The organism is Lentzea alba (assembly GCF_047445655.1).
Taxonomy (GTDB): domain Bacteria; phylum Actinomycetota; class Actinomycetes; order Mycobacteriales; family Pseudonocardiaceae; genus Lentzea; species Lentzea alba_A.
Genome location: NZ_JAJAEG010000018.1, coordinates 162,867 through 185,719 on the forward strand (window position 1 = coordinate 162,867; position 22,853 = coordinate 185,719).

20 protein-coding genes and 1 riboswitch are annotated in these 22,853 nt (G+C 69.5%); of the genes, 16 read left to right on the forward strand and 4 right to left on the reverse strand.

Features of this window, described 5'->3' with window-relative positions:
* Window positions 1-2: 2 nt before the first annotated feature.
* Genes LFM09_RS28960 through LFM09_RS28970 form a run of 3 tightly spaced genes read left to right on the forward strand, consistent with a single transcriptional unit; the run spans window position 3 to window position 2,588 of the window.
* Window positions 3-509: a TetR/AcrR family transcriptional regulator gene (locus tag LFM09_RS28960; protein WP_414099722.1), complete on the forward strand. Its 507-nt coding sequence runs from the start codon at window positions 3-5 to the stop codon at window positions 507-509.
* Between the two features lie 7 nt (window positions 510-516).
* Window positions 517-1,479 carry a threonine aldolase family protein gene (locus LFM09_RS28965; protein ID WP_414099723.1) on the forward strand — a complete coding sequence of 321 codons (963 nt, stop codon included), beginning with the start codon at window positions 517-519 and terminating at the stop codon, window positions 1,477-1,479.
* A complete protein-coding gene (locus tag LFM09_RS28970) occupies window positions 1,476-2,588 on the forward strand; it encodes an MFS transporter (protein WP_414099724.1) in 1,113 nt (370 codons plus the stop codon). Before LFM09_RS28965 ends, LFM09_RS28970 begins: the two co-directional genes overlap by 4 nt.
* On the opposite strand, the gene LFM09_RS28975 is transcribed toward LFM09_RS28970, so the two are convergent.
* Together LFM09_RS28975 and LFM09_RS28980 are read right to left on the reverse strand one after the other, a co-directional pair.
* Entirely contained in the window at window positions 2,589-3,467 is an 879-nt protein-coding gene (locus LFM09_RS28975; protein ID WP_414099726.1) for a hypothetical protein, read from the reverse strand.
* Window positions 3,464-5,593, reverse strand: coding sequence for a hypothetical protein (locus LFM09_RS28980; RefSeq protein WP_414099727.1), 2,130 nt, complete (start codon window positions 5,591-5,593; stop codon window positions 3,464-3,466). Before LFM09_RS28980 ends, LFM09_RS28975 begins: the two co-directional genes overlap by 4 nt.
* A 63-nt stretch (window positions 5,594-5,656) precedes the next feature.
* A riboswitch (cobalamin riboswitch) is annotated at window positions 5,657-5,786 on the forward strand.
* A gap of 37 nt (window positions 5,787-5,823) precedes the next feature.
* On the opposite strand from LFM09_RS28980, the gene LFM09_RS28985 reads away from it, so the two are divergent.
* The 12 genes from LFM09_RS28985 (at window position 5,824) to LFM09_RS29040 (ending at window position 19,292) form a co-directional block, all read left to right on the forward strand.
* A complete protein-coding gene (locus LFM09_RS28985; protein WP_414099728.1) occupies window positions 5,824-7,725 on the forward strand; it encodes a putative cobaltochelatase in 1,902 nt (633 codons plus the stop codon).
* A 12-nt stretch (window positions 7,726-7,737) separates the two neighbouring features.
* Complete coding sequence (gene cobO, locus LFM09_RS28990) at window positions 7,738-8,352, forward strand: cob(I)yrinic acid a,c-diamide adenosyltransferase (RefSeq protein WP_414099729.1); 615 nt, start codon at window positions 7,738-7,740, stop codon at window positions 8,350-8,352.
* Window positions 8,349-9,758 carry a cobyrinate a,c-diamide synthase gene (locus LFM09_RS28995; protein ID WP_414099730.1) on the forward strand — a complete coding sequence of 470 codons (1,410 nt, stop codon included), beginning with the start codon at window positions 8,349-8,351 and terminating at the stop codon, window positions 9,756-9,758. Before cobO ends, LFM09_RS28995 begins: the two co-directional genes overlap by 4 nt.
* The gene (locus LFM09_RS29000) at window positions 9,755-10,774 is read left to right on the forward strand and encodes a cobalt-precorrin-4/precorrin-4 C(11)-methyltransferase (RefSeq protein WP_414099731.1); all 1,020 of its coding nucleotides are present in this window, start codon (window positions 9,755-9,757) and stop codon (window positions 10,772-10,774) included. The genes LFM09_RS28995 and LFM09_RS29000 overlap by 4 nt, the downstream gene beginning before the upstream one ends.
* A complete protein-coding gene (locus tag LFM09_RS29005; RefSeq protein ID WP_414099732.1) occupies window positions 10,774-11,595 on the forward strand; it encodes a hypothetical protein in 822 nt (273 codons plus the stop codon). The genes LFM09_RS29000 and LFM09_RS29005 overlap by 1 nt, the downstream gene beginning before the upstream one ends.
* Window positions 11,592-12,848 carry a cobalamin biosynthesis protein gene (locus LFM09_RS29010; protein ID WP_414099733.1) on the forward strand — a complete coding sequence of 419 codons (1,257 nt, stop codon included), beginning with the start codon at window positions 11,592-11,594 and terminating at the stop codon, window positions 12,846-12,848. The genes LFM09_RS29005 and LFM09_RS29010 overlap by 4 nt, the downstream gene beginning before the upstream one ends.
* Before the next feature lie 103 nt (window positions 12,849-12,951).
* Window positions 12,952-14,313 (forward strand): M36 family metallopeptidase, encoded by a 1,362-nt coding sequence (locus LFM09_RS29015; RefSeq protein ID WP_414099734.1) that lies wholly within the window; start codon window positions 12,952-12,954, stop codon window positions 14,311-14,313.
* Between the two features lie 125 nt (window positions 14,314-14,438).
* Window positions 14,439-15,215: a S1 family peptidase gene (locus tag LFM09_RS29020; RefSeq protein WP_414099735.1), complete on the forward strand. Its 777-nt coding sequence runs from the start codon at window positions 14,439-14,441 to the stop codon at window positions 15,213-15,215.
* Window positions 15,216-15,291: 76 nt separating this feature from the next.
* Window positions 15,292-16,335: a cation diffusion facilitator family transporter gene (locus LFM09_RS29025; protein WP_414099736.1), complete on the forward strand. Its 1,044-nt coding sequence runs from the start codon at window positions 15,292-15,294 to the stop codon at window positions 16,333-16,335.
* Window positions 16,328-17,041 (forward strand): PIG-L deacetylase family protein, encoded by a 714-nt coding sequence (locus LFM09_RS29030; RefSeq protein ID WP_414099737.1) that lies wholly within the window; start codon window positions 16,328-16,330, stop codon window positions 17,039-17,041. The genes LFM09_RS29025 and LFM09_RS29030 overlap by 8 nt, the downstream gene beginning before the upstream one ends.
* Window positions 17,042-17,092: 51 nt before the next feature.
* Window positions 17,093-18,301 carry a uroporphyrinogen-III C-methyltransferase gene (gene cobA / locus LFM09_RS29035; RefSeq protein WP_414099738.1) on the forward strand — a complete coding sequence of 403 codons (1,209 nt, stop codon included), beginning with the start codon at window positions 17,093-17,095 and terminating at the stop codon, window positions 18,299-18,301.
* A 124-nt stretch (window positions 18,302-18,425) separates the two neighbouring features.
* Window positions 18,426-19,292, forward strand: a complete 867-nt coding sequence (locus tag LFM09_RS29040) for a hypothetical protein (protein ID WP_414099739.1) — start codon at window positions 18,426-18,428, stop codon at window positions 19,290-19,292.
* On the opposite strand, the gene LFM09_RS29045 is transcribed toward LFM09_RS29040, so the two are convergent.
* Both LFM09_RS29045 and LFM09_RS29050 read right to left on the reverse strand, forming a co-directional pair.
* Window positions 19,205-20,431, reverse strand: coding sequence for an MFS transporter (locus tag LFM09_RS29045; RefSeq protein ID WP_414099740.1), 1,227 nt, complete (start codon window positions 20,429-20,431; stop codon window positions 19,205-19,207). The two genes, LFM09_RS29040 and LFM09_RS29045, sit on opposite strands and share 88 nt — an antisense overlap.
* Window positions 20,432-20,484: 53 nt before the next feature.
* Window positions 20,485-22,227, reverse strand: a complete 1,743-nt coding sequence (locus LFM09_RS29050; RefSeq protein WP_414099741.1) for a proline--tRNA ligase — start codon at window positions 22,225-22,227, stop codon at window positions 20,485-20,487.
* Between the two features lie 152 nt (window positions 22,228-22,379).
* On the opposite strand from LFM09_RS29050, the gene LFM09_RS29055 reads away from it, so the two are divergent.
* Window positions 22,380-22,739: a VOC family protein gene (locus LFM09_RS29055; protein WP_414099742.1), complete on the forward strand. Its 360-nt coding sequence runs from the start codon at window positions 22,380-22,382 to the stop codon at window positions 22,737-22,739.
* Window positions 22,740-22,853 lie beyond the last annotated feature (114 nt).

Sequence of the window (22,853 nt, forward strand, 5' to 3'; positions counted from 1 at the left end):
CGATGGTGCGAGCAGACGCGGCCCGCAACCACGCCGCGGTGCTGGCGGCGGCCACCGAGCTGATCCGCGAGCGCGGCATCGAGGCGGTGTCGGTCGAGGACGTCGCGACGGCGGCGGGCGTCGGCAAGGGCACGGTGTTCCGCCGGTTCGGCGACAAGGCCGGGCTGATCCAGGCCGTCGTGGACTCCACCGCCGCGTCGTGGATCCAGGTCGCGTCGCTGGAGTGCCGCACCGCAGGGGAGTTCGCCGGAAAGCTGTTCGACCACGTGCTGGCGTCGCTGCCGCTGGTCATCGCGGTCGAGCGGACCACGACCCGCAGCTGTGAGGGCAACTTCCGGATCACCGTCGAGCGCCTGGCCGCATTGGTCGGGTCGACCTTCAAGGCGCACACCGTGCTGGCCGTGCTGCGCGGGGAGCACATCGCCTTCCTGCTCGACCAGGGCATGACCGCGTACGACATCAGGGCAGGCGTTATCTCGCTCGCGGACACGCTCGCGGCTGAGGTTTGATGCCGGGGTGTTGAACCGTCAGCTCTCGGGCGTCCGGAAGAAGTCATTGCTGGAGATGCTCGGCCCGGTGCCGGACGTCGACCCCGACCGCTACGGCGAGGGTGGCCCGGTAGCCGCCCTGGAGGCGCGGGTCGCGCAGCTGCTGGGCACCGAGGCGGCGCTGTTCGTGCCGACGGGGACGATGGCGCAGCAGATCGCGCTGAGGTGCTGGGCGGACCGCACGCACAACCCGATCGTGGCGATGCACCCGCAGGCGCACCCGTTGCATCACGAGGACGACGCGCTGACCGTGCTGACCGGTCTCCGCCCGATCAGGGTCGCCAACGACGAGGTCGCGTCGTGCCCCGAGCCGTTCGGGACGCTGCTGGTCGAGGTTCCGGACCGCGAGTCCGGGTTCGTCCTGCCGACGTGGGACGAGCTCGGTGCCGTCGTCGACGCCGCTCGTGAACGGGACGCGGTCGTGCACCTCGACGGCGCGCGGCTGTGGGAGAGCACGCACGGGCTGGGCAAGCCGCTGGACGAGATCGCCGGCTTGTTCGACTCGATCTACGTGTCGTTCTACAAGTCCCTGGAGGGAATCTCCGGCGCGGCACTGGCCGGCTCCGCCGACTTCGTCGACCAGGCGCGCGTCTGGCGGCACCGCTACGGCGGCATGCTGTTCCAGCAGTGGCCCGCGGCTCTGTCGGCGTTGCACGGCCTGGACACCGTGCTGCCCCGGCTCGGCACCTACGTGCAGCACGCGAAGGTCGTGGCTGCCGCGATGGGCCTGCCCGAACCGCACACCCACCAGTTCTCGCTGCACCTGCCGGGAGATCCGGCCAGGCTGACCGAGCTGAGCGGCAAGTTCCTCGGCAAGTTCTGGCGCGACGGCCGCCTGGCCAAGACCGAGATCACCATCGCCGAACCCGCGCTGGAGTGGACGTTCGACGAGGTGCACGACGCCTGGGCACATTTCCAGGGCCTGCTGTGACCCGTCAGCTCTGGCTGTGGGGTCTCGTCGCGGTGGCCACCCGGCTGCCGGTCGCGATGGCCCCGATGGCGCTTGTGTTCTTCGGTCGGGCGGGCACCGGCGGCTACTCGTTCGGCGCCGTCGCGACAGCGGTGTACGTGATCGGCGAGATCGTCGGCGCTTCCGTGCTCGGCGCCCGACTGGGCCGCGGCAGGTGGCAGCTGCCGTGGGGGCAGGCAGCTGGTGCACTCGCCTTCGCCGTGACGCCGTTCGCGGACGGACCGGCACTGTTCGCGCTGGTGTTCCTCGCCGGTGCGGCACCCGCGGCGGCTCCCGGCGGCACCCGCGCGATGCTGACCGCGCTCGTGCCCGAATCGCAGGTCGCGCGGGCGTTGAGCGCAGAGGCGGTGCTGTCGCAGATCGTCTGGGCGGCGGCGCCCGCGCTGGCGACGGCGCTGTCGTTGCTGATCCACCCCGGCGCCCCGATGCTGGTGGCGGCCGCGTTCCTGCTGGTGGCGGCGGTCTTGCTGCGGTGGCTGCCGGAACCCGAACGGGTCACCGCGCCGATCAGCCGCTCGCTGCTCAGCGCGTGGCCGATCTTCCTCACCAGCTCCGCGTCGAACGCCCTGTTCGCGGCGACCGAACTGATGCTGCCCGCGCTGCTCGAACAACGGCACATCGCCTACGGGTGGTCCGGCCCGATGCTGACCTGGTTCGCACTGGCCTGCGCGGCCGGCGCGGTGATCTACGGCCTGCGCACCTGGCCCGGCACGGCGCGGCAGCACAGCCTCGTGCTGCTGGTCGGCATGACCGCGTGCATCGGCGTCACGGTCTTCCTGCCGGGTCTGCCGGGCATCGCAGCCGGTCTGCTGGTCGCGGGGCTCTTCCAGGCGGGCGCGATGGTGTCCCGCAGCCTCTCCCTGCGCGAACGCCTGCCGTCACACACCCACGCCGCCGCGTACTCGGTCATGTACGCGTTCGCCGGCATCGGGTACGGCGGGTCCGCGTCGATCTCCGCCGTGGCGCTGGAGCTGTCGAGCGCCTCGACCGCGATCCTGATCGGGGTCGCGATCACGGCGGTGATCATCGCTGTCAGCGCCTCGGCGGAACGACGGGTCCCGGTGAGCTGATCACCGCCGGAGCTCGGCGATGTTCGCGGTGTAGATCCGTTCGCCCGCGTAGTCCTGCCGGGCCCGGCACTCGGCCAGCGCCAACTCGGTGCGCCGCAACGCCTCGGCCCGGTCGCCCAGCCGGAAGTGGTTCAGGCCGAGCAGTCCGTGGATCTTGCCCAGGTAGCGGGCGCCCGCGGTGCCGATGACCGTGCCGAGCAGCTCGTGCAGCACCTCGTTGCTCGCCGAGTACCGCCTGGCGTCGCTCAGGTCCTGCGCGAACGCGAGCCGGTCGCGGGTGTCGGTGAGCTCCCGGCCAGCCGGGGTGCCGCCGGCGATCTCCTTGGCGACGGTCAGCGTGTCGAGGTTCTCCGTGTAGATCCACACGCCTTCGAGATCGTCCATCGCGCGGCAGCGCTGGAGCGCTTCCCCGGTGTGGGCCAGAGCGTCGTCGATCTGGCCGAGCCGCAGCGCGTTGGTGCCGAGCAGCCCGGCGACCTTGGCGAGGATCTCGTCGACACCGGTGCCGGTCGCCCCGCGCATGTCCTCGAGCAGGGTCCGCAGCTCCGCCGTGCTCGCGGTGTGTTCGCCGGCGTCGCTGAGCTGCTGGGCTCGCTGGTAGGCGTACATCCAGCGGTTGAACGGGCTCTCGGCGCCAGGTGGGGACAGCCGGTGCAACGGCCCGGGGTGGCCGAGCGCCTCCATGACCTGGGCGACCGCGAGCAACGGCCGCAGGTAGTCGTTGACCGCCTGCGGGTCGTGCCTGATCTCGACGGGTGCGACGGCCCAGTCGTCGAAGACCCGCAGGACGTGCTCGGTGTTGCCCTGGCACAGCCCGATGAACGTCTGCTGGTCGCCGTTGTGAAAGGCCGCGTACAGCCGCTGCCACAGGTCGCTCATGCTCGCTCCACCCGGCTCAGCTCGGCGAACAGGTGCGCGCGGAACAGGCCGCCTCGCCAGCGCGCCGCCCCGGCCCGAGCGTCCGCGCGGCGGGCCTGGTCGGAGTTCACCTGTTCCGGACGTGCGTAGCGGGCGACGTTGTCCGCGGACTCGTCCACGGCGATCGTCACGTAGGGCACGCCGGCGGCGGTGATCGCGTTGATGATCGCCGTTGTCATCGGGCAGTTGGCGAAGCGGGCGCTGCTCGCGATCACCGCCCAGGTGCGTGCGTCGATCCCCTTGGTGCGCAGGTCGCCGTCGGCGAAGTGGCCGACCGGCGCGATGTCTGTCGCGAGCCACGACAGCGACCCGACCGGTGATCCAACGGCGCGTCCGAGCTCGTCCAGGCGTGCGAGCGTCCAGTCGGCGATCAGTGCCGCCTCTCCCTCGCAGGAGCCGACGACCACGGCGTGGCCGAGTCCGCCGCTGCCGGTCTCCACGAACGACGCCGGGACGTTTCCGCCACGTCGTTCGTCCAGTCGCAGCACGCCCGTCCAGTCCAGCGTGGTCGTGCCGAAACCGCGATGCGCCCCGGTCCTCACCTTGTCGCCGGACGTGGGCACGAACACCGTGCGACCGGCCTCGGCGAGAGGAAGGGGGAAGACGCCGGTGAGGATCTCGCTGTCGTCGATGTGGATCTTGGTCGGCATGCCGAGCCGGCACAGCGCCCGGTAGATGGCCGGGAGGTCGTGGCCGTCCGTCGCGGCGAGGTCCAGCCTGCGCAGGCACTCCAGCGGGGTCTGCACGCCGAAGACCTCGGTGTCGAGCAGGCCACGCCACACGACGTGCGGCCGGTCCTGCAGGAGGTTGCCCAGGTGCTGTTCCGTGCGTCCCGCGTGCACCGTCGAGCGGTCGGCGCCGACGAGCAGGTCGAAGCTCCTGGCGGCGTCGGCGGTCAGCGCTTCGAGCGTGCACCAGGCGCGCGTGAGGTAGTCGTCGGCGTCGTCCAGCAGGATCGCGGTCCGGCTGAGCAACTGGTGGATCTCGAGGTGGGTCAGGCCTTCCTCGAACACCGCCTGCTCTTCTGGCGTGCGCGGTTCCTGCGGCATGCAGCTGTAGTCGTACCAGACGTGCACGCGCGTGAGCAGGGACCGCAGCAGCGGATGCGCGTCGACGATCTCCCTCAGCCTGCGCAGGCCGGTGTCGGTGAGACCGGCGGGCACGCCTCGGTCGCCGGTCTCCTTCTGCAACGAGTCGATCTCGGCCCGCACCGCGTCCAGACCCGCCGGGTCCAGCGCGTACCGCAGCACGTTGACGATCAGGGACTCGGCGAGGTCCGAACCGTAGGCGCCGAAGGCCTGCTGGCCGAGCTTGCTGATCTTGCGCGGCGTGTGCAGGCCGCGTTCGTGGGCGACGTACACCGCCTCGCACATCGCCGCGGCCAGCTGCCAGCCCAGCAGTCTGGCCTGGTCGCCGTCGGGGTCGGGTGCGGTCGGCGTGAGCCAGCGGTGCGAGACGAAGCAGTAGTGGTTGCCGGGCGACGTGCGCGGGACGAGGTCCGCGGAGATGTCCTGCATCCGGCCGAACCGCCCGTGCGCGATCAGCGCGGGCAACGGCAGCCAGTACGTGGCCGGCACGTTCTGCGGGGAGTACTGGGTCATGATCAACGGCTCGTCGCGGTCGTCCGTCATGCCGAGGAACGCCTCTGGCGGTGCGCCCCGCGAGTACGACCACACGAGCCCGTCGCCGGTCTCGCCCGGCTCCGCCACCGGGGTGAGGTTGAGCAGGTCGTCCTGGATGGTGAAGCTGATCCTCCCCTCGGGCAGACCGATCGGGCGGTGCCGCAGCTTGCGCGTCTGCGTCAGCAGCAGGTCCAGGTCGGCGGGAGCACGGCGGCGGCGTTCGCGTTCCGCGTCCAGCCGTGCCTGGGCGAACGTCTGCAACGGGAAGTAGCCCTTGACCGGACTCGCCGCCATCGAGCGGAACCCGATCTCGTCGTAGCCGACCTGCCCGGTGAGCCGGGCGTACGTCAACGCCTTCGCCGCCGCGTCCCCCGCCGGTTGGCCGTGCACCAGATCCGGCCTCTTGGCCAGCTCCTCCGGTGGCAGTGCGTGCCAGTCACCCAGGTCGACGTCTCCGAACCGCAATCGCCTCACCCCCGCCCGAAACCATAGCGACGTCGCTCACCTGGGTGTTGGTCCCTTCGCGGCGAAATGCGACGATGCCGGGGCTGTGAGGGGAGTGCGAGGAAGCCGGTGCGAATCCGGCGCCGTCCCGCGACTGTGACCGGTCCTTGGAGAGACCGGGAGTCAGGAACTCGCCCCTCTCTTGATCACCGGCCACGGGCGTGGACACCCGAGGAAGGACTTCACCGAGCATGTTCCCCTTTTCGGCTGTCGTCGGACATGACGACCTCCGGCTTGCCCTGCTGCTGAACGCGGTGCACCCCGGGATCGGCGGCGTACTCGTGCGCGGCGAGAAGGGGACCGCGAAGTCGACCATCGTGCGCGCCCTGGCCGCGCTGCTGCCCGAGCTCGAGGTTTCCGCGCACTGCCGCTTCGGTTGCGTTCCCGGCACCACCGACTGCCCCGACGCGCCGCACGACGGGACCGAAACGCGTCCGGCCCGGCTCGTCGAACTGCCGGTCGGTGCCACCGAGGACCGGCTGGTCGGGTCGCTCGACCTGGAGAAGGCGCTGACCGAGGGCGTGCGGGCGTTCCAGCCCGGGCTGCTCGCCGCGGCGCACCGGGGCGTGCTCTACGTCGACGAGGTCAACCTCCTGCACGACCACCTGGTCGACCTGCTGCTGGACGCCGCCGCGATGGGGCGGGCGCACGTGGAACGCGAAGGCGTCTCGGTGTCGCACCCGTCGCAGTTCCTGCTGGTCGGCACCATGAACCCGGAGGAGGGCGAGCTGCGGCCGCAGCTGCTCGACCGGTTCGGGCTGACGGTGGCGGTGAAGGCGGCGCGGGACGTCAACATCCGCACCGAGGTGATCCGGCGCCGGCTCGCGTACGAGGCCGATCCTGCCGGGTTCGCCGCCGCGTGGGCCGACGACGACGCCGCGTTGAAGCAACAGATCACGCAGGCGCGCGAGAACCTCAAGGCGGTGTCCCTTCCGGACGGTGAGCTGCGTCGGATCGCCGCTGTCTGCGCGGCTTTCGAGGTCGACGGCATGCGCGCGGACCTCGTGGTCGCCCGTGCCGCCACCGCGCACGCCGCGTGGCGAGGGGCCGACCGCGTCGAGGAGTCGGACGTCGAGGTCGCGGTCCGGCTCGCCCTGCCGCACCGGCGCCGGCGTGACCCGTTCGACGAGCCGGGCATCGAGGAGCAGCAGCTCGAGGACGCGATGCGCCAGGCGGCCGAGCACGCGGACGACGACCAAGGTCCTGACGACGACGGCCCCGGCGGCGGCGAGCTGCCCGAACCGCAGGAAGGCCCGGCGGGCAACGGGAACGCGCCCAACGACCGTCCGGCGCCCGAGCCCGCGCCTGCGTTCAAGGCGCGGCTGCTGGAGGTCCCCGGAGTCGGCGAAGGCGCGCCGGGCAAGCGTTCCAGGGCCCGCGCCCGCACCGGCCGGATCATCCGTTCGTCCAAAGTGGATGGAAGTGGACTGCACCTCGTCGACACTCTCACCAACGCGGCGCCGCATCAGGCGGCGCGCGGGCGGACGGGTGCCGGTCTCGTTCTGACGGCGGCGGATCTGCGCAAGGCGGTTCGGGAGGGCAAGGAGTCCAACCTCATCCTGTTCGTCGTCGACGCCTCGGGTTCGATGGCGGCCCGGCAGCGGATGTCGGCGGTGAGTGGCGCGGTGGTGTCGCTGCTGCGTGACGCGTACCAGCGCCGGGACAAGGTGGGTGTCATCACCTTCCGCGGCAACCAGGCCGAAGTCGCTTTGCCCCCAACGACTTCCGTCGACGCGGCTGCTACCCGGCTCAAGAAGATGCGCACGGGTGGCCGCACGCCACTGGCCGACGGATTGCTGAAGGCCCACCGGGTCCTGGAGATCGAACGGCTGCGCGACCCGCAGAAGCGCCCGCTGGTGGTGCTGCTGACGGACGGCAGGGCGACGTCGTCAGGACTCGGCGGCGACCCGACCAAGGACGCGATCAAGGCGGCCGGCCTGCTCGAACAGACCGCGGTGGTGGTCGTCGACTGCGAACAGGGCCACATCCGGCTCGGTCTCGCGCAGAAGATCGCCGAGGCGTTGCAAGGCACCTGTGTCCGTCTCGACCAGCTCAGCGCCGACCACCTCGCCGGCGTCGTCCGCGCCGCGTAAGGAGAAACCCAAGTGCCACAGGGACAGCCCACCGAGGTGCCGAAGGACGGCCTGACGACGCGCCAGCGCCGCAACCGGCCGTTGCTCATGCTGCACACCGGTGAGATGAAGGGGAAGTCGACGTCGGCGTTCGGCATGGCGCTGCGCGGCTGGAACCAGGGCTGGGACATCGGCGTGTTCCAGTTCGTGAAGTCCGCCAAGTGGAAGGTCGGCGAGGAGTCCGCGTTCAAGGCGCTCGGTCGGCTGCACGACGAGACCGGCGAGGGCGGCGCGGTCGAGTGGCACAAGATGGGCGAAGGCTGGTCCTGGACCCGCAAGCAGGGCACCGAGGAAGATCACGCCACCGCGGCTTTGGAGGGCTGGCAGGAGATCGCAAGGCGTTTGCAGGCTGAACGCCACGGCTTCTACGTGCTCGACGAGTTCACGTACCCGCTGCACTGGGGCTGGATCGACGTGGACGAAGTGGTCGAGACGCTGGCCGGCCGCCCCGGCCACCAGCACGTCGTGATCACCGGCCGGTACGCGCCGCAGAAGCTGATCGACGCCGCCGACCTCGTGGTGGAGATGACCAAGGTCAAGCACCCGATGGACGCGGGCCAGAAGGGCCAGCGGGGGATCGAGTGGTGAACAGGCTGGTCGTCGCCGCCCCGGCCTCGGGCAGCGGCAAGACCACGGTGGCGACGGGCCTGATGGCCGCGTTGCGCCGGGCCGGGTCGCGGGTCGCGCCGTTCAAGGTGGGACCTGACTACATCGACCCCGGCTACCACTCGCTCGCCACCGGTCGCCCGGGCCGCAACCTCGATCCGGTGCTCGTCGGCGAGCACCGGATCCCCGGCCTGTTCGCGCACGGTTCCAAGGGCTGCGACATCGCCGTCGTCGAAGGCGTGATGGGCCTGTTCGACGGCCGCGTCGACACCGCGGGCGTGGGCTCGACCGCGCACGTCGCCAAGCTGATCAACGCGCCCGTGCTGTTCGTCGTGGACGCGCGGGGCCAGAGTCGATCACTGGCCGCGCTGCTGCACGGCTTCCGCGGCTACGACCCCACGGTCCGGCTCGGCGGCGTGATCCTCAACCAGGTCGGCTCGGAACGGCACGAGCAGGTCCTCCGGTCGGCCTGCGACGAGGTCGGCCTCGACGTGCTCGGAGTGTTGCCGCGAGATCCGCAGTTCTCTTTGCCCTCAAGGCATCTGGGTCTCGTGACGGCAGCGGAGCACGGCCAGGAGGCGGTGCAGGCCGTCGACGCGATCGCCGCCGCCGTGGCGCAGCACGTTGATCTTGACGCGGTGCGCGCACTGGCGTCGTCCGTGCCCGCGATGGCCGTCGCCGGGTGGGAACCGCAGGTCGAACCCGTGACCGGCGAACCGCTGGTCGCGGTCGCGGGTGGAGCGGCTTTCACGTTCGGCTACGCGGAACACGTCGAGATCCTCAAAGCCGCAGGCGCGGCCGTTGCCGTCGTCGATCCGCTCAACGACGAGGAGCTGCCGGAGGGCACCGCCGGCCTTGTGCTGCCCGGCGGATTCCCCGAACAGCACGCGGAAGCCCTGTCGGCCAACGCGAAGTTGCGCGACGCCGTGGCGCGGTTCGCTCGATCGGGTGCGCCGGTCCACGCGGAGTGCGGCGGGCTGCTGTACCTCGCAAGATCACTTGACGGGCACCCGATGTGCGGCGTGCTCGACGCCGACGGGTTCATGACACCGAAGTTGACCTTGGGCTACCGCGACGCGGTCGCGTCGACGAGCTCGCCGCTGCACCCGCCCGGCAGCCGCGTGACCGGCCACGAGTTCCACCGGACCCAGCTGTCCACACCGCACTCGACGCCGCCCGCGTGGCACTGGCGCGGCGTCGATTCCCGGCCTGTCGCCGAAGGATTCGTCGCCGGAGGAGTGCACGCGTCGTACCTCCACACGCACCCCGCGGGTGATCCGGAAGCCGTAGCCAGGTTCGTGCGGGCCTGCCACCCGTTCGTGGCCGGGGCGGCAGGCGGTACGGTCTTCGCTCAAGCCTTCGTTCAAACCCCTGTGGAGCTGTCGTGACGACGACCGGTCGGGTTTCCTTCGTCGGCGCCGGTCCGGGCGCCGCCGACCTCATCACTCTCCGAGGCGCGCGCCGCATCGCGGAAGCCGACGTCGTCATCTGGGCTCCTACGGCGGTCGACGCCGAGTGCGTTCGTGAGCACGCACGTGCCGATGCCGACCTCGTCGACTTCTCGCGCGTGACGCCCGAGGAGATCACGGACATCTACCGCCGTGCCGCCGCGTCACGTCAGACGGTCGTGCGTCTGCACTCGGGCGACGCCGCGACCGGTGGTGGTGTGCAGGAGCAGCACGACCTGTGCGTGCGTCTCGGCCTTGAGGTCGAGGTCGTGCCGGGTGTGTCGGTCGTTGCCGCCGCTGCCGCCAAGATCGGCCGTGAGATCACGCTGACCGAGGCGTCGTCGACCGTGCTGATCTCGCCGGAGAGCAGCGAGCTGGTCGCCGAGTTCGCCCAGCTGCAGACCACGATGGCCGCGACGGTCTCGGGTGCGCGCACCGGGCAGTTCGTCGAGAAGCTGCTGCAGGGCGGGTATTCGGCCGAGACCCCGGTCGTCGTCGCGTACAAGGTGAGCCAGGCCGACGAGCTGGTCGTGCACACCACGATCGGCGAGCTGGAGTCGGTGGTGAAGCAGCACAAGCTGTACCGCCCGACGTTGTTCCTGGTCGGCACTGCGGTGAAGGCTCCGACGCGGCGCGTTTCGACCTCGGCCACCACCTCGGTGGACGAGCCGATCCGAGCCGCCCGCCCGACTCGCTGGTCACGCCGTGCCGCCTCGCGTATCGCGACGCGCACCGACGAGCCGATTCCCGCCACCGCGACCGCCGAGTCGAACCCGGCGTGGACCGCGGTCGAGGAAATACAGCAGTCGGTGCGCAAGCCGGCCGAGGAGCCGGCGCCGAAGCCGAAGCTGACCGTGGTCGCGGCCGAGAAGCCGAAGCCGCCGACGGTCCGCGCGTCGACGGCGACGGCCAAGAAGAAGCCCGCGGCTCGTAAGCCCAAGCGGCCCGCGAACTGATGACAGTCGAGAAGCTGCTGGAGGCAGCGGGCCGTCCCGTCGAGATCGTCGACGCCGCGGACGGCCTGCGCCCGGCGCTGAACGTGTGCCGTGCCCGCTCAGCGGTGATCGTCAAGCTGGCCGAGGGCATCGGCCCGGCCGAGATCGGGGCGGGCCTCGCGGGCTGGCGCCGTTCGCTCGTCGTGTCGGACTCCGGCGAGCTGTCCACTGTGGACCCGCGTGACGCGGTGACCCGTCGCTGGACGGCGCCGGACGCGGTGTTGTGCTTGGCGGACAACGAGTTTCTCCACTCGAACGACGGCTGGGCGCTGCCGGACGACTCGTTCGCGAGCCGCACGCACGTCCTCGGTGCCGAGGTTCGCGCGTTCGTGCTGGCCAGGCTCGCGCCCCGGCCCGGTGTCCTGGTGTGGGACGTGCTGGCCGGTTCCGGCGCGGTGGCCGTGGAGTGCGCACGGCTGGGTGCCGCGGTGCTGGCAGTCGAGCCCGACCCTGTGCAGTGCGTGCGGATCATCGCGAACGCGTCTGCGCACGGAGTCGACGTCCGCGTGGAGGAGGCCGAGCTGGACACGGCTTTGTTGCCACGTCCGGACGCGGTGTTCGTCGGCCGTGGCCAGCTGGCCGAGGTGAAGGCGTGCGCGGCGGTGAACGCCCGGCGCCTGGTCGTCGTGACAGAGAGCGTGGACGAGATCGTGCCGGCGCGGGATGCGCTGGTGGCCGCGGGGTACGAGGTGGAGGGCGTGCACTGGACCGCCTCGCGCCTGCTCGACACGGGGTTCGCTCCCGCGGTTCCGGTGACTGTGTTGTGGGGAACCAAGAAGTGATCGGCGTTTTCGCCGGTGCGGCGCAGCGCGGTGACGCTGCCGACCTCGCCGGTCTGCTGGGTGCGGACGCGGTCGTGCCGGACGGTCCCGTCAAGGCCGCCGTGCAGCAGTTGTGGCCGCGGCTCGGCGCGGTGGTGCTGTTCCTGGACGCGGGCTCCGCGGTCCGGTTGATCGCGCCTCTGTTGCGGGACAGGCGATCCGATCCCGCAGTGGTGTGCGTGGACGCGCATTTCGTGGTGGCGCTGGCCGGTGATGCGGACGCGTTCGCCCGGCACGTCGCGGACTCGCTGAACCGCACGGCCGTCGTCACCGGTGGCCCGTCGATCGACTCGGTGCTCGACGAGCTCGTCGAACAGCTCGACGCCACGGCGGACGGCGACGTCGAGAGGTGTGCCGCCGCCATCGAGGCGGGCGAGAAGGTCGTGCTGCGCAACCCGTTGGGCTTCCCGTTGCCCGCCTTACCGCCCAACGTGATCGCGGCGGGCGAGGACGCGGCGTGGATGATCATCATCGACGACCGTGCGGCCGGTGCGAAGGACAACGTGCTGCGGATCGTGCCGCGCACGCTCGTCGTCGGTGTGGGCTCGACGCGCGGTTCGTCGGCGACGAGCGTGGGTGCCGCTTTGGCGGAACTGGACGCGCAGGGCGGGCTGGATCTGCGTGCCATCAAGGCTTTCGCGACCGCGGACGCCAAGGCGGACGAACCCGGCATCGTGGATGCCGTGGAGGACTGGGGTTTCTGGCACGGCGACACGGCCGAGCTGCTGACGTTCCCGACCGAGGAACTCGCCGAGATCGGGGTGCCGAACCCGAGCTCGGTGGTGCGCAACTCGATGGGTACCGCGAGCGTGGCGGAAGCGGCGGCGTTGCGTGGCGCCCAGACGTTGGGGCACGGTGCGCTGGTCGAGCTGGCGGCCGAGAAGTTCAAGCGGGACAACGTGACCGTGGCCGCGGCACGGGTGCTGCCGCGCGGCCGGCTGGCGCTCGTCGGACTCGGTCCGGGTGCGGCCGAGCAGCGCACGCCCCGCGCCGAGGCGGAGATCCGGCGGGCGGCGTTCGTGGTCGGCACGCCCGAGGCGATCGACGCGGTGTCGCCGCTGTTGCGTTCGGGCACGGAGGTCCGTTACGAGGGCGCCTGCGACCTCGCGGCGCAGGGTGCGGCCGTCGCTTTCGTCGCGTTCGGCACCGGCCCGACACTGGACAATCCGGTCGAAGCCGACGTAATTGTTGTTCCCGGAGTCTGGGACCACTGACGGTTTTCCTACTTTCGCAGGGTCTTCAGCGAAGATTTGTTGATTAGCGTCGCCATGCACACGGCCCACCCCCTGCCCCGGGCCCGAAGCACTGGAGACCGACATGAGAGCGCGTCGTCTCGTCGCTGTCGCCTGCACCGCCGGCGTAGCCCTGTCCCTGCTGGCGATCAACGCCCAGGCCGCGGCCCCGAAGGAGGGCCTGCGCCTGCTCGCCGTTCGTGACTCCCTAACGGCCACACACACCTGGTACGAGCAGACCTTCGACGGCAAGCCCGTGCTCGGCGCCTACTACGTCGAGCACGTCGACAAGGCGACCGGCGCGAAGACCGTGGACGACGGCAGGATCGCGGTCGGCGCGGTCGACCTCACGCCCGCCGTCACCGCGGATCACGCCAAGAGCAAGGCGACCGCTCCGGAGGACGCCAAGCTCTCCGTGTTGCCCGGCACCGGCCTCGTCTACGAGGTGATCTCCGACGACACGACCGAACGCACGCTCGTGCACGCGGAAACCGGCGCGGTCGTGCGCAACGAGAGCCTTCTGGTGCACGTGGACGGAACGGGCAAGGTGTTCAGCCCGAATCCCGTGTCGTCGCAGCAGAACCAGGGCCTGGTCGACGCGAACGACGCGGACTCGGCCGTGCCCGCCGCGGCCTACCGGTCCGTCACGCTGTCCGATCTGGACGGATCCGGGTACCTGAAGGGCAAGTACGCCCAGCTGACCGGCACCAAGAACAAGCTGGCGTTCAACAAGGACAACAAGTTCGAGTACACCCGCACCAACGATCTCTTCGAACAGGTCAACGCCTACTGGGGTGTGACCGAGTCGCAGAAGTACATCCAGAGCCTCGGTTTCACGAACGTGAACAACGAGCAGCAGGACCTCACGACGATCGGTCTGACGGCGGACAACTCGAACTACAACCCGCGCAAGGACCTGATCACGTTCGGCACCGGCGGCGTGGACGACGCCGAGGACGTCGAGGTGGTGTGGCACGAGCTGGGCCACGCGATCCAGGACGCGCAGGTGCCCGGATTCGGCAGCACCACGGAGGCCGGTGCGATCGGTGAGGGCTTCGGCGACTGGTGGGCGTTGATCATGTCCTCGCGCGACTCGCAGGACACGGCCACGACGCCGCTGGCGTGCATCGCGGACTGGGACGCGGTGTCGTACACGACGGAGACGCCGCACTGCCTGCGTCGCACCGACACCGACCTGAAGTACGCGGACCGGAACAACTCGGTGCACCACGACGGCCAGATCTGGTCGCGGGCGCTGTTCGACGTCTTCAAGGCGTTCGGCCGGGACAAGGCCGCGAAGATCGTGCTCGAGGGTCAGTTCTCGTACTCGCCGTCGACCACGTTCGCGGCAGCCGCCACGGCGACCGTCGCTGCAGCCAAGAAGCTGTACGGAGACGCAGACGCGGCTGTGGTCGCGGACGCGTTCAAGGCACGTGGAATCCTCTGAGTCAAAAGTCAAACTGCCCGTAACAGACAACTGGCGGTTGTGCTGCTGAATCTCCGCCCGTGACGCTGTGTGTGCCGCCGCTCGACACCCTGCACACACAGCGTCATCGGGAAGGACTGGCAGCTATGGCGAAAACCCTGCATCGCCTGATCTTGTCCGTCGTGGTGTCCGCTCTCGCGAGCATCTTCATGACAGCCCCCGCGGCCACGGCCGACGACGTTTCGCCGATGATCGTCGGTGGAACGAGGGCCAGCACTGCGACGTACCCGTGGGTCGTCTACCTGGCGTCCTCCTCTGGTGGCCAGTTCTGCGGTGGAACGCTGGTGAAGGCCAACAAGGTCGTCACCGCCGCCCACTGCGTCTCTGGCCGCTCTCCCTCCAACACGCGCGTCGTGCACGGTCGTGACGACAAGCAGAGCACCGCGGGCACCGTGGTCAACGTGTCGCGCATCTGGGTGCACCCGAGCTACCGGACCGCGACCTCCGGCTACGACGTTGCGGTGCTGACTCTCGCCAGCAACCTCAACTCGGCCACCCTGCCGCTCGCCACCCCGGCCGACACCGCGCTCTACCAGGCCGGCAACTCCGCGCTGATCCTCGGCTGGGGCACCACGTCCTCCGGCGGTTCCGCGTCCCGGTACCTGCTGAAGGCCAACGTGCCGCTGACCTCGGACGCGACCTGCAAGACCGCGTACCCGCAGTACAGCAACACCTCGATGGTGTGCGCGGGCTTCCCGCAGGGTGGCGTGGACACCTGCCAGGGCGACTCCGGTGGCCCGCTGGTGTTCGGTGGCAAGCTCATCGGTGACACGTCGTGGGGCCGTGGTTGTGCGGCCGCCGGCTACCCCGGTGTGTACGGCCGGATCGCGCCGTACTACTCGGTCATCACCGCCCAGCTCTAGTTGTAACTAGCCTTTGGCAGTAGGTAAAGCAGTGCATTAGTCCACAGTGGACGATTTCACGGTAGCGTCTCCTGTCATGGGCTTCGGGCATGGACACGGGCACGGGCACGGCCACCACACCGATCCTCAACAAACGGTGTGGTGGTCGTTCGCCGTTCTGATGACGACGGCGCTGATCCAGGCCGTGGTCGTGGTGTTCAGCGGGTCGGTGGCGTTGCTCGCCGACACCGTGCACAACTTCGCGGACGCGCTGACGGCCGTGCCGCTGGGCATCGCGTTCTGGCTGAGCCGGCGGGCCGCGTCGGCGCGTTTCCCGTACGGCTACGGGCGGGTCGAGGACCTCGCCGGTGTGATCGTGGTGCTGCTGATCGCGTTCTCCGCCGTGTTCGCGGCCGTCGAGTCGGTCTCGCGGCTGGTCGAACCCCGCGCTGTCTCGGCTCTTCCGGCCGTGGCGGTGGCTGCGGTCGTGGGTTTCGCGGGCAACGAGTTCGTGGCGCGTTGGCGGATCAGGGTTGGTCGTCGGATCGGTTCGGCGGCGTTGGTCGCGGACGGGCTGCACGCGCGCACGGACGGATACACGTCGTTGGCCGTGTTGGCGGCGGCCGGCGGTTCGTGGATGGGCTGGTGGTGGGTCGATCCGCTGGTCGGGCTCGTGGTCGCGGTGATGATCGGCCTCGTGCTGGTCGACGCGGGGCGGCAGGTGTTCGGGNGCACGGACGGATACACGTCGTTGGCCGTGTTGGCGGCGGCCGGCGGTTCGTGGATGGGCTGGTGGTGGGTCGATCCGCTGGTCGGGCTCGTGGTCGCGGTGATGATCGGCCTCGTGCTGGTCGACGCGGGGCGGCAGGTGTTCGGGCGGTTGCTCGACGCAGCGGACCCGTCAGCCGTGGGGGAGGCGTCGGAGGTCGCGGGTGCCACGCCGGGTGTGCTGGCCGTTGAGGATCTGCGGATGCGCTGGTCCGGGCATGGTCAGCTGGCGGAGTTGACGGTGGTGGTGGCGCCGGAGACCTCTCTTGCGGAGGCGCATCGGATCGCGCACGACGTGGAGCACCGGCTGCGTCACTCGGTACATCGGTTGCAGCGCGCGCACGTTCACGCGCATCCTGCGGGGCATGGCTGATCTAGAGGCGATGCCGGAAGACTGGTCGAGCGCGCTGGTCGTCGTCGCTCACCCCGATGACATGGAGTACGGCGGTGCGGGCGCTATCGCGCGTTGGACCGCTCAGGGCAAGAACATCGCGTACGTGCTGGCGTGCCGTGGTGAGGCGGGCATCGACTCTCTCGAACCGTCGGTTGCCGCGCCGTTGCGGGTCGAAGAGCAGATCGCGTCGTGCGCGGCGGTGGGAGTGTCCGTCGTCGAGTTCCTGGACCACCCGGACGGCGTGATCGAGTACGGCGTGCCGCTGCGGCGCGACATCGCGGCGGCGATCCGGCGGCACAAGCCGGAGGTCGTGATCACCGGCAACTTCCGCGAGACGTGGCCCGGTGGCGGGCTGAACATGGCCGACCACATCGCGGTCGGTCGTGCGACCGTCGACGCCGTTCGCGACGCCGGCAACCGGTGGGTCTTCCAGGACCTCGGGCTGGAGCCGTGGAACGGTGTTCGGTACGTGGCGGCGGCGTCCACGCCGATGGCGACGCACGCGGTCGACATCACCGACTCGTTCGACGCTTCGGTGGAGTCGCTGCGCGCGCACAAGGCCTATCTGGCTGCGCTGAGCGGCGACATGGCCGAGCCGGAGCCGTTCCTGCGCTCGATGGCAGAGGCGGTCGGACAGCGGTTCGGCGGGGTGCTCGCCACCTCTTTCGAGTTGCTGCGCCTGTGACCATGTTCCCTTCGGCTGGACACGGCGTGTCCGGTGTGGATGCTTCTACGCATGCCCTTTGAACAGCACTACCTGGCCGGCCTCGACCTGCGGGGCCGGCGCGTCCTCGTGGTCGGCGGAGGCACGGTCGCCCAGCGTCGCCTGCCTCGTCTGATCGCCAGTGGCGCCGCCGTCGAGCTCGTGTCGCCGTCCGTCACGCCCGCTGTGCAGGGCATGGTCGACGCGGGTGAGGTGACGTGGCACCAGCGGCGGTTCCAGCCGGGCGACGTCGAGGGCGCCTGGTACGTGGTGGCGTGCACATCGAACGTCGAGGTGAACACGCAGATCGGCGACGAAGCGCTGGCTAACCGTGTGTTCTGCGTGCGCGCGGACATCGCCGTCGAGGGCACGGCCGTGACTCCGGCCGTTGGCACGCACGACGGGCTGGTTCTGGGCGTGCTGGCCGGTGGTGAGCACCGGCGTTCCGCCGCCGTGCGGGACGGGCTCGTGGCGGCGTTGCGCGACGGGCGGATCGCGGACCAGGCCGCTCGCCCTGTCGGCGTGGCGCTGGTGGGTGGCGGTCCCGGTGATGCGGAGCTGATCACCGTGAAGGGCAAGCGTTTGTTGGCGCACGCGGACGTGGTCGTCGCCGACCGGTTGGCGCCGCGTGAGCTGCTGGAGGAACTGCCGGCGCACGTCGAGGTCGTGGACGCGGCGAAGATCCCGTACGGGCGGGCCGCGACGCAGGAGTTCATCAACAAGACGTTGATCGACCGCGCCAAGGAGGGGAAGTTCGTCGTCCGGTTGAAGGGCGGCGATCCGTACGTCTTCGGGCGCGGCTTCGAGGAGCTGCTGGCGTGTGCGGAGGCCGGGATTCCCGTGACCGTCGTGCCGGGCGTGACGTCGGCGTTCGGTGTGCCGGCTCTGGCCGGTGTGCCGGTGACGCACCGAGGTGTGGCGCACGAGGTGGTCGTCGTCTCCGGTCACGTTGCACCCGATGACCCTCGTTCGCTCGTGGACTGGTCCGCGATCGCACGCCTGCAGGGCACCGTCGTGCTGATGATGGCCGTCGAACGCGCTGGTGCGTTCGCCACGGCGTTGATGGAAGGCCGCCCTGGTTCGACGCCGGTCGCGGTGATCCAGGAAGGCAGCACGGCTTCTCAGCGCGTTTTCCGGTCCACTTTGGACTCGCTGGGCGCGGACGTGAAGCGCTGGGAAGTTCGCCCGCCGGCGATCATCGTGGTGGGTCCTGTCGCCGACATTGCGTCCGCAAATAGTTAGATAAGTTTCTTTACAAATACCGCCAGGCCGGTGGACTCTGCATTCACGCCGCCAAAGTCCACCGGTTCTTGCGGAGGCACGCATGAAACGCGCCCTGTCTGTGGCGGCAGGCATTTTGCTTGTGATGTCCGGTTTGTTCGCTTCGTCGCCTGTGAGCGCCGCTCCGGCACCGCAGCAGGTCTTCTGGACGTTCTACGGCTGGTGGGACAACACCCCGCCCGGCGGCAACATCGCCTACCCCGGCCTGCACAAGACGGCCGGCGGAAAGGGCACGTACGCGGACCCGATCACGTTCGCGACGTCCAGCAAGGAAGCCAAGCCGGGCACGAAGATCTATTTCCCGCGCGTGAAGAAGTACTTCATCATGGAGGACTCGTGTTCCTCCTGTGAGCAGGACTGGGTCGGTGAGGGCCCCAACGGTGGCCCGAAGCTGTGGCACTTCGACGCGTGGATCGGTGGCAAGGGCGGCAACGCCATGAACGCCATCGACTGCGAGGACGCCCTGACGCAGTACCACGACAACGGCAAGCCGGTGATGGAGGAGACCATCATCAACCCGCCGTCGAACCTGACCGTGGACCCGACGCCGATCTTCAACACGCAGACCGGTGAGTGCTACGGCGGTGCGAAGCCCAAGACCACCAACGGTGAGTACAAGAACGACCAGACCGGTAAGTGCCTGCAGGGTGCGCCTGGTGCGCAGCTGACGACGGCTGCTTGTACCGGTGCTGCGAACCAGCAGTTCAAGTTCCACGGTGCGTTCATGGAGCAGGGTTCGCCCCAGCAGTGCACCACGCTGTCCTCGGGCAAGGTCGTGCTGAAGAAGTGCGACGGTGGTCCGGCTCAGCAGTGGTCCATCAACCCGAACAAGACCATCTCGGACATGCAGCACAACACCAAGTGCTACCGCGATGCGTCCGGCAAGGTGACAGCGGCGTCGTGCTCGGGTGCCGCGGCCAAGTGGACGTTCAAGGCCGCACCCGGCCAGTGAGCGCGTAGTGGCTTGAGGCTGAGCAAACCGACGATCGTGCGCAGTCCCACCGCCACGAACCACGGTGCCAGTAGCCCGAAGTAGTCCGCGATGAGCCCGCCCAGCAGCGCGCCGACCGGTTGAACACCCCAGGTGATCAGGGTCTGCGCGCTGCTGACGCGGCCCAGCAGTTCTGTCGGCACTGCTCGTTGTCGTAGTGCCGATGTCGCCACACCCCACACCGCGGTGCAGAACGAACTGACCACCGCGAACGCCGCGACCGTTATCAGGTCGTGGGCGATCGTTGCGATTCCCAGCCACATCAACGGAATCAGCACGACTGTTGCGGTGACTGTGTTGCGGTACTTGGCGAGCAGTCGTTCGGCGAGCAGTCCGCCTGCGACACCGCCGCACGCGAGCGTGGCCAGGAACGCGCCGAAGCCTGCGTTCGTGAGCCCGAGCCTGTGTTGGGCGAACAGCACGAGGGTCGCCATTGTCATTGCTATGCACAGGTTTGTGGTCGCGGACACGACCGTGACTGTCCTTAGTGCCTTGTGCTTCATCAGCCACTTGAGACCTTCGGCGATCTTCGGCCGGGCTGGTCGTGGTTGGCGTTGTGTCCGCATCTTGGTGACCAGTACGGCTGCGATGGCGAACGTCAGTGCGTTGACCCAGAACGGTGCTGGTGTGGCGAGCGCGAACAGCAGGCCGCCCAACGGTGGTCCCACGAACTGCAGCGCTACGGCCTGAGAGGCGAACAACCTGCCGTTCGCGCGCTCCAGCAGATGGTTCTCCACGGTCGCTTTGATCAGTGGCTGTCCTACGGCGCGTGGGATGTTCTCCGCAGTGCCGATCAGGAACGCCATGCCGTAGATGAACGCGATGTGCGCGCTGTGGAAGGCGGCGAGGGCGGCCATGAGCCCGCATTGGACCCACAGGGCTGCCAGGAGCAGTTTGCGGCCGTCGTAGCGGTCGGCGGCGGCGCCTGCAGGAAGTGCGGCGAGCAGCCAGGGGAGCGCGCCGAAGAAGCTGACGCCCGCGATGAGCTTGGGATCCTGCGTGAGCGTGGCGGCGAGCAGGGGAAGTGCGGCCAGGAAGATCCCGTCACCCAACGCCGAGACGGCGCTTCCGCTCCACAGCAGGTACCAGTTCCGCCCCATGCCGCAGCATAAACGCCCGGCCAGGAGACCCGGCCGGGCGTGTCAGCGAGCTCTCAGCTGTTGACGACGGCGACCAGGTGGTCGACGGCCTCGGCCACCGGCACCTCGACGCGGTCGCCGGACTTGCGGTCCTTGACCTCGACGACGCCGTTCTGCAGGCCACGGCCGATCACCAGGATCGTCGGGATGCCGACGAGCTCGGCGTCCGCGAACTTCACGCCGGGGCTGGCCTTGCGGTCGTCCAGCAGGACCTTGAGGCCCTTGGCGCTGAGCTGCTTCGCGAAGTCCTCGCCCGCCTGGGTCAGCGTCTCGTCCTTGCCCGCGATGACCACGTGCACGTCGGCGGGGGCGACGTTGCGGGGCCAGATCAGGCCGCGGTCGTCGTGCGACTGCTCGGCGATGGCCGCGACCAGACGCGAGACGCCGATGCCGTACGAACCCATGGTGATGCGGACGGGCTTGGAGTCCGGGCCGAGGGCGTCGAGCGAGAACGCGTCCGCGTACTTGCGGCCGAGCTGGAAGATGTGGCCGATCTCGATGCCGCGCGCGGCGACCAGCACACCCTTGCCGTCGGGCGAGGGGTCGCCCTCGCGGACCTCCGCGACGTCGATGACGCCGTCGGGCGTGAAGTCGCGGCCGGCCACGAGGTCGACGACGTGGTGGTCGGCCTTGTCCGCGCCGGTGACCCACGCGGTGCCCGTGACGACGCGGGGGTCGGCCAGGAAACGGATGCCGTTCGCCTGGATCGCAGCCGGGCCGATGTAACCCTTGACCAGGAACGAGTTCTTGGCGAAGTCCGACTCCTCGACCATCGCGACCTCGGCGGGCTCCAGAGCGGCCTCGAGGCGCTTGAAGTCGACCTCGCGGTCACCGGGGACGGCGACGGCGAGCAGCTCCCACTCCTTGCCGGGCACCTTGGTCTTGACCAGGACGTTCTTCAACGTGTCGGCCGCGGTGAACTTGCGGTCGGTGTTCGCGTTGAGGAAGTCGACCAACGTCTCGATGGTGGGCGTGTTCGGCGTGTGGTGCACCTGCGCCGCGGGCTTGTCGTCGATCGACTGCGCGGCGGGCGCGGGCGTCGTGACGGCCTCGACGTTCGCCGCGTAACCGGACTCGGTGCTGCGCACGAACGTGTCCTCACCGGTCTCCGCGACGGCGAGGAACTCCTCGGACGCGGAACCGCCCATCGCACCGGACGTCGCGGACACGACCACGTACTCGAGGCCGAGCCGGTCGAAGATGCGGATGTAGGCGTCGCGGTGGTCCTGGTACGACTTGCTCAGACCCTCGTCGGTGAGGTCGAACGAGTACGAGTCCTTCATGAGGAACTCGCGCCCGCGCAGGATGCCCGCACGGGGACGCGCCTCGTCGCGGTACTTGGTCTGGATCTGGTACAGCGTGACGGGGTAGTCCTTGTACGAGCTGTACTCACCCTTCACGGTGAGCGTGAACAGCTCCTCGTGCGTGGGCCCGAGCAGGTAGTCGGCACCCTTGCGGTCCTTGAGCCGGAAGATGTTGGGCCCGTACTCCTCCCACCGGTTGGTCGCCTCGTAGGGCTCCTTGGGCAGCAGGGCGGGGAACTGGATCTCCTGCGCACCGAACGCGTCCATCTCCTCGCGGACGACGGCCTCGATGTTGCGCAGAACCTTGAGTCCCAGCGGCAGCCAGGAGTACCCGCCCGGCGCGACGCGGCGGACGTAGCCGGCACGCACCAGCAGCTTGTGGCTGGGCACTTCGGCGTCGGCCGGGTCCTCGCGAAGCGTGCGGAGGAACAGCGACGACATCCTGGTGATCACGGTGGGTACTCCTCGTTCACGGGCTGTTGGAGCAGCCTACTGGTTGCACTGCTGACGAATTTGGCCGGTCTCTTGCTTCGTGCATTTGCCGTTTTGTAGTGCCTGACCTGCGCGAACCAAAATTGTCAGACCCCCTGAGTAGCGTCCCTCCCATGTCCCTGACCATCGCCATGATCACCATCGACACGGGCGACGCCCGCAAGCTCGCGACCTTCTGGGCGGCCGCGCTGAACACGACCATCCAGAACGACTGGGGCGAGTTCATCATCCTCGCGCCGAACACTGAGCACGGGCTGACGCTGGGCTTCCAGCAGGTGCCGGACGCCACGCCGGGCAAGAACCGCATCCACTTCGACTCCCACGTGCCCGACCGCAAGGCCGAGGTCTCCAGGCTGGAGTCGCTGGGCGCCACCGAGGTGGCCGTGCACAGCATCCCGGGCCTGGTCTGGTCGATCCTCGCCGACCCGGACGGCAACCAGTTCTGCGTGGGCCAGGCAGACGAGGAGCTCTAAGCCCTCGCCCGCGCGCCCAGGGCCGGGGATGGCGCCTGATCACCGCCACCTCGGCCCTCCGCCAACCACTCGGAGGAGCCGCCCCTGACCAACACCGAACCGCACCGCGAGCCC

What these genes read in the sequence shown, in the direction of transcription:
- LFM09_RS28960 (WP_414099722.1), top strand. Translation starts at nt 3, where the DNA reads ATGGTGCGAGCAGACGCGGCCCGCAACCACGCCGCGGTGCTGGCGGCG.
- LFM09_RS28975 (WP_414099726.1), bottom strand. Translation starts at nt 3,467, where the DNA reads ATGAGCGACCTGTGGCAGCGGCTGTACGCGGCCTTTCACAACGGCGAC.
- LFM09_RS28985 (WP_414099728.1), top strand. Translation starts at nt 5,824, where the DNA reads ATGTTCCCCTTTTCGGCTGTCGTCGGACATGACGACCTCCGGCTTGCC.
- LFM09_RS29005 (WP_414099732.1), top strand. Translation starts at nt 10,774, where the DNA reads ATGACAGTCGAGAAGCTGCTGGAGGCAGCGGGCCGTCCCGTCGAGATC.
- LFM09_RS29015 (WP_414099734.1), top strand. Translation starts at nt 12,952, where the DNA reads ATGAGAGCGCGTCGTCTCGTCGCTGTCGCCTGCACCGCCGGCGTAGCC.
- LFM09_RS29020 (WP_414099735.1), top strand. Translation starts at nt 14,439, where the DNA reads ATGGCGAAAACCCTGCATCGCCTGATCTTGTCCGTCGTGGTGTCCGCT.
- LFM09_RS29030 (WP_414099737.1), top strand. Translation starts at nt 16,328, where the DNA reads ATGGCTGATCTAGAGGCGATGCCGGAAGACTGGTCGAGCGCGCTGGTC.
- cobA (WP_414099738.1), top strand. Translation starts at nt 17,093, where the DNA reads ATGCCCTTTGAACAGCACTACCTGGCCGGCCTCGACCTGCGGGGCCGG.
- LFM09_RS29040 (WP_414099739.1), top strand. Translation starts at nt 18,426, where the DNA reads ATGTCCGGTTTGTTCGCTTCGTCGCCTGTGAGCGCCGCTCCGGCACCG.
- LFM09_RS29045 (WP_414099740.1), bottom strand. Translation starts at nt 20,431, where the DNA reads ATGGGGCGGAACTGGTACCTGCTGTGGAGCGGAAGCGCCGTCTCGGCG.
- LFM09_RS29055 (WP_414099742.1), top strand. Translation starts at nt 22,380, where the DNA reads ATGTCCCTGACCATCGCCATGATCACCATCGACACGGGCGACGCCCGC.